The sequence below is a fragment of the Acinetobacter sp. USHLN143 genome (assembly GCF_037145695.1).
Lineage (GTDB): Bacteria > Pseudomonadota > Gammaproteobacteria > Pseudomonadales > Moraxellaceae > Acinetobacter > Acinetobacter fasciculus.
This window is the reverse complement of record NZ_JBBCWZ010000122.1, coordinates 1-4,843: the sequence shown is the minus strand read 5'-3', so window position 1 is coordinate 4,843 and position 4,843 is coordinate 1. Positions and strand designations below refer to the sequence as shown.

At 40.9% G+C, this 4,843-nt stretch carries 3 protein-coding genes and 3 pseudogenes; 1 reads left to right on the top strand and 5 read right to left on the bottom strand.

Going from position 1 to position 4,843, the window contains the following annotated elements; translation table 11 throughout:
* Positions 1–72, top strand: a pseudogene (locus tag WFH18_RS16780) (type II toxin-antitoxin system HipA family toxin); the annotation flags it as partial.
* 38 nt (positions 73–110) lie between these two features.
* On the opposite strand, the pseudogene WFH18_RS16775 reads toward WFH18_RS16780, so the two are convergent.
* From WFH18_RS16775 to apbC, 5 genes and pseudogenes are all read right to left on the bottom strand, one after another.
* Positions 111–833 (bottom strand): annotated as a pseudogene (locus WFH18_RS16775) (IS5-like element IS17 family transposase); the annotation flags it as partial.
* A gap of 54 nt (positions 834–887) precedes the next feature.
* A pseudogene (locus WFH18_RS16770) lies at positions 888–1,520 on the bottom strand (hypothetical protein); the annotation flags it as partial.
* A gap of 234 nt (positions 1,521–1,754) precedes the next feature.
* The gene (gene dcd / locus WFH18_RS16765; RefSeq protein WP_004280726.1) at positions 1,755–2,324 is read right to left on the bottom strand and encodes a dCTP deaminase; all 570 of its coding nucleotides are present in this window, start codon (positions 2,322–2,324) and stop codon (positions 1,755–1,757) included.
* Between the two features lie 123 nt (positions 2,325–2,447).
* Positions 2,448–3,041, bottom strand: a complete 594-nt coding sequence (locus WFH18_RS16760; protein ID WP_004732019.1) for a LysE family translocator — start codon at positions 3,039–3,041, stop codon at positions 2,448–2,450.
* A gap of 257 nt (positions 3,042–3,298) precedes the next feature.
* Positions 3,299–4,558, bottom strand: coding sequence for an iron-sulfur cluster carrier protein ApbC (gene apbC / locus WFH18_RS16755; protein WP_005265950.1), 1,260 nt, complete (start codon positions 4,556–4,558; stop codon positions 3,299–3,301).
* Positions 4,559–4,843: the final 285 nt, after the last annotated feature.

The following is a 4,843-nucleotide window of genomic DNA, read 5'->3' as shown; positions in this document are numbered from 1 at the left end:
GGTTATGTATCGCCTTTTGAGTTTGAAGCAATGTACTATGATAAGATTAACCCGTTAGGTCAGGTGGCCTAACTTAAATAAAAAAGTCTCCGACAAACCCGGTACGGTTCAGTTCGAAGTAATTCATTTCGCTCTAGCGAGCTACTCTTTGTATCTTTCCATGGTTTCGCATTTTTTCTAGGTGGAATCACCGCATGTGCTTGCCGATCTGCAATGACCTGACGGCATTGCTTGGTGTCATAAGCTCCATCGGTATAAACAGAGTCAATCTGCTCATCTTGTGGAATCTGATTAAGTAAATCACCAAGAACCTGTGAATCACTGACATTATTGGTTGTGAGCTGAATAGCGCGTATTTGTAGGGTTTTGGCATCTATACCAATATGTAGTTTACGCCATTGGCGACGATATTCAGCTCCATGTTTCTTGCGTTTCCATTCGCCCTCACCTAGAAACTTCATGCCTGTAGAGTCTACGAGTAGATGCAGCCCATCGCTACTTTTTTGGTAGCTGATTGCAATATCAATATGCTGTTGTCGTCTACAAATTGTAGTGTAGTCTGGCGCTATCCAATTTAATCCGCAAAGTTTAATCAGACTTTGCACAAAGCCAGTGACCATACGTAAAGACAGACGGAATAAGGATTTAATCATTAAGCAGCATTGGATGGCTGCGTCGGAGTAGGTTTGATTTCGCCCTTGTTTGCCTTTTGATGGCGCATACCATTGCGTAGCAGGATCAAACCAAATGGCAATATTTCCGCGACTCATGAGTGCTCGGTTATATGCGGGCCAATTGGTTGTGCGGTAGATTTTGTGTGTAGGCTTCTTCATTTGAAAATTATATCGCTGAAAAAGCCTTTACAGATAGGTTTGTGCAACAAAGCCTCGCAGTGGCGTTAATTCATATTCTGTTGTGCCATCATGCTTGATATCATAATCAATACCTGGTGAGGTATTACCTGCACCATTATAATAATCATCACGACGTTGGTCATAATAGGCTTTCATAAAGTCTGTATTATAATAATAATCAACTAATTCTTGCTTAAATGCGTCCCGGTTAGCTTGTGTGTCATAAGTATTCTTAATCGTATTATAGTTATCATTATAAAAATCAGTTTTTAAGGTATCATAGGCTTGCTGATACTCAGTTGCATAATTCTGCGTTCTTTCAACATGAAAAGCATTATCATATGTAGATTTATAAACTTTGTCGTATACACGCTGCCCAAGTTGGTTGTAATTCTCACCCGTCGGGATAATACGAATAAAGCCTGTATCTGCTTGTCCGGGGTTTTCAATGCCTCTGGCATAACTAGAACTAGCAGAAAGATCTTTAGGACCTTGAAACACCATTTTAAAATCATCAAGTACCAGCGCAACACCCTCACCGGTGGTGTCAGAAAGAGAAGAATCTGATAATTCCTGCATCGCATGTGCAGAAGGCAACAGGCTGAAACCGATTGTCATCGCCAAATAACTTTTGCGAAATTTAAATATATCTTTTATCTGAGCCATCTCACTCTTTCCTTTTTATTCGATGCTCCGCACCTTATGCTTCAGCTTCCCAGCCGCCAATCTTTGATTTTTTATAATGCATTGCATATTTTTTATGGTTATGCGGAATCCATTATGCTGATTTTTAATACAGATGCCAAAGCCAATTAGGCGAAAAATAGCAGTTTCCGATGAATGAAAATCTCAAAAAAATAAACGGGACATAAAGTCCCGTCATTCAATATTTTAAAACAATTAGGTCTTCGGCAAAGTAACGCCTGTCTGACCTTGATATTTACCACCACGATCTTTATACGAGGTTTCACAGACTTCATCAGATTCAAAAAATAGCATTTGCGCTACACCTTCACCTGCATAAATACGCGCAGGAAGATTGGTCGTATTTGAAAACTCTAAAGTTACGTGTCCTTCCCACTCTGGCTCAAGCGGAGTCACGTTAACAATGATGCCACAACGCGCATAAGTCGATTTGCCCAAGCACACGGTCAAGACATTACGTGGAATGCGGAAATATTCGATCGTACGCGCCAAAGCAAACGAGTTAGGCGGAATGATACAAACATCCGACTCGATATCAATAAAGCTGCGTTCATCAAAGTTCTTCGGATCAACAATTGCAGAATGCACATTGGTGAATACTTTAAATTCACGCGCACAACGCACGTCATAACCGTAGCTAGATACGCCATACGAAATCAGCTTTTGACCATTTTCATCCAAACGTACCTGGTTTTCTGCATACGGTTCAATCATGCCGTGTTTTTCGCTCATTTCGCGAATCCAACGATCAGACTTAATTGCCATTGATATAATCCAAAAATCTTAAAAACAAGTTATTGCGACGTACTTTAACTGAAATTGACACTAATGAAAATAAGTGAAAGTCTTAGAGCTCAAGTTACCAAAAAATTGCTGATTGAGATCAGCTTATAAACTTAAAAGTGCAGAATAGCTTAAAGGAATGGAAAAGCTCATTAGCACCAGCGAAGCCGTTTTTTGCAAGTTTTTCTGGTTCAGCCAGCGGCTGTTTTTTCTGGCCAGGATTGAACCCAGAAAAGTCCAGAAGAATGCAATCGGGATCAACAGAAGCAAGAAAACCAGCATATGAGTCACATAATGTTGGCCGCTTTTCCAGACAATGACAGGAAAGATCGCTGAGGCAAATAAAAGTGCTTTAGGATTAAGCAAGGTTGCCAAAAATAATTCTCGTGCGCGAATCGAGACATTTTCAAGATTTTCGCTTATTTCTGCAGTCCGCCATAATTTCACAGCGAGAAATAGAATATAGCCAGCACTAAAAAGTTTGAGAATGGTCGGTAAAAGCGGAAGATGAACGGAAATTTTTCCGATCAGAATGCCCCATAAGCTAATGGCAATCAGATAACCAAAGGCTTCCGCAGGAATTAAACGAAATGTTTTTTTAAATCCGACCTGAATGCCTGAAGATGCCAATAAGGTATTGGTTGGGCCTGGTGTTAAAAGAATGGTTGCCACTAAACCAATAAAAAACCATGAAATCATAGTTTGACCTCGCTCTAATCCGAGTAGCATAGAAGAATTCGGTCAGTGCTGCAAAAAAATAATTGTAAGAGAACATATGATCTAAAATTTAAATTTATTTATTTTAATTAATTCAAATATTTATATAAGCTTTCAGGATAAACACCCGATAGTCATTTCAGTCAATTTCGATCATTTAAATCGAGCTAATTTTAAAAATAAGAAATAAGAAGCCCTAGCTTTTAGCCAAGGCTTAAATATCTGAATTATCTATAGAATTAAAAAATTCGACTATGGTCTTTCTCTGCTTTAGGTAACTGCGCTGCAATTTTCTCTGCAATCAGCATATAGCTTTCTGCAGCAGCATCTCCCGCGATCACTGACGGCGTTCCAGCATCGGCATTTTCACGAATTTTAGCATCCAAAGGTAAACGACCCAATAATGGGACTTGATATTGCTCAGACAGTTTATCGCCACCGCCTGTACCAAAAATCTGTTCCTCAAAACCACAATTTGAGCAGATATGGGTCGACATGTTTTCAATCACGCCCATGATCGGAATCTGCACGCGGTTAAACAATTCAATGCCTTTGGTCGCATCCAGCAAGGCCACGTTTTGTGGCGTTGTCACAATTACTGCGCCCGTTACCGGAATACGCTGCGCGAGAGTTAACTGGATATCACCTGTGCCAGGTGGCATATCAATCATCAGCACATCGAGGTCTGGCCATAGAGTCTGATTGAATAACTGCATTAATGCACCCGTGGCTTTTGGACCACGCCAGGCGACTGGAGTATTGTGGTCTCCAGTTAAATGGCCAATTGATAATACTGCCATTCCATAAGCTTCGATAGGGACAAACTGCTCTGCTTCGATCATTGGCGTTTTGCCGGCATTGCCGAGCATGGTCGGGATACTTGGACCGTAAATGTCGGCATCCAGTACGCCTACGCGCAGGCCTAATTTCTGTAGAGCCAAAGCCAGATTTACAGTCGTGGTCGATTTACCTACGCCACCTTTGCCGGATGACACCAGAATCACATTTTGAATCCTTGGGTGTTTTGGAACATCACGCTGTTGCGGCGCAGCTTTTTGAATAGGTGGATTATTTGGATCAGCTTCTTCAGCTTTTGCAGGCTGTGCCGACGCATCAACCACAGGCGGAAGATTGGGTTTTGCTTCCGCTTTAGGCCCGCTTGAACAGTTTTCACCTTCAGCATGGTTATGCCCGCAACCACCTTCTTTCTTATGTCCAGTTTTCTGCTGAATCACATGCATATTCAGCTCTTGAATACCATATTTTTGCAAAGCTTCCGCCAGTTCATCATGAATCTGTTGCAGCTGCGCTTTTTCTTCTGGATAGGTATTCAAAGTGATTTGCAGAATTTCACCCTGTACATTGACCTGAGTAATACGATCTTTCAAGGCATTGCTAGAATTTGGCAAGATATAGTTTTGCAGTACGTTCTGCACAGCTTCTTCGTTCACCTCCTTGGAAGGCGAAAAAACCGATTTAAGCGAAGAAAGCCAGGACATAGGTTACTCCAAAAATGTAGATCGACATCTGAATGGCCTAGTTTAACGGGGTTTTAGGCGAAGGTTAAGCACTGTATTGGAGAAGATGAAAGAGATATCTTAAATTCCCAACTATTTTACTTGGTTTTTTGAAATATTTTATGAAATCTTGGTGAATAGAAATAATGAAAGAAAAGATCTCTTGCGAAAGTCGTTATTGCAAGTTCATCCGGTTTACCAGTGCAGCGATTAAGTTAATGCGTAAACCGAATCTTTTCCGTCTATTTCGATAGCGTTCACTTAGTA

Excerpts from the sequence above, each read along its gene's own strand:
- apbC (WP_005265950.1), bottom strand. The coding sequence starts at position 4,558 with ATGTCCTGGCTTTCTTCGCTTAAATCGGTTTTTTCGCCTTCCAAGGAG.
- WFH18_RS16760 (WP_004732019.1), bottom strand. The coding sequence starts at position 3,041 with ATGATTTCATGGTTTTTTATTGGTTTAGTGGCAACCATTCTTTTAACA.
- dcd (WP_004280726.1), bottom strand. The coding sequence starts at position 2,324 with ATGGCAATTAAGTCTGATCGTTGGATTCGCGAAATGAGCGAAAAACAC.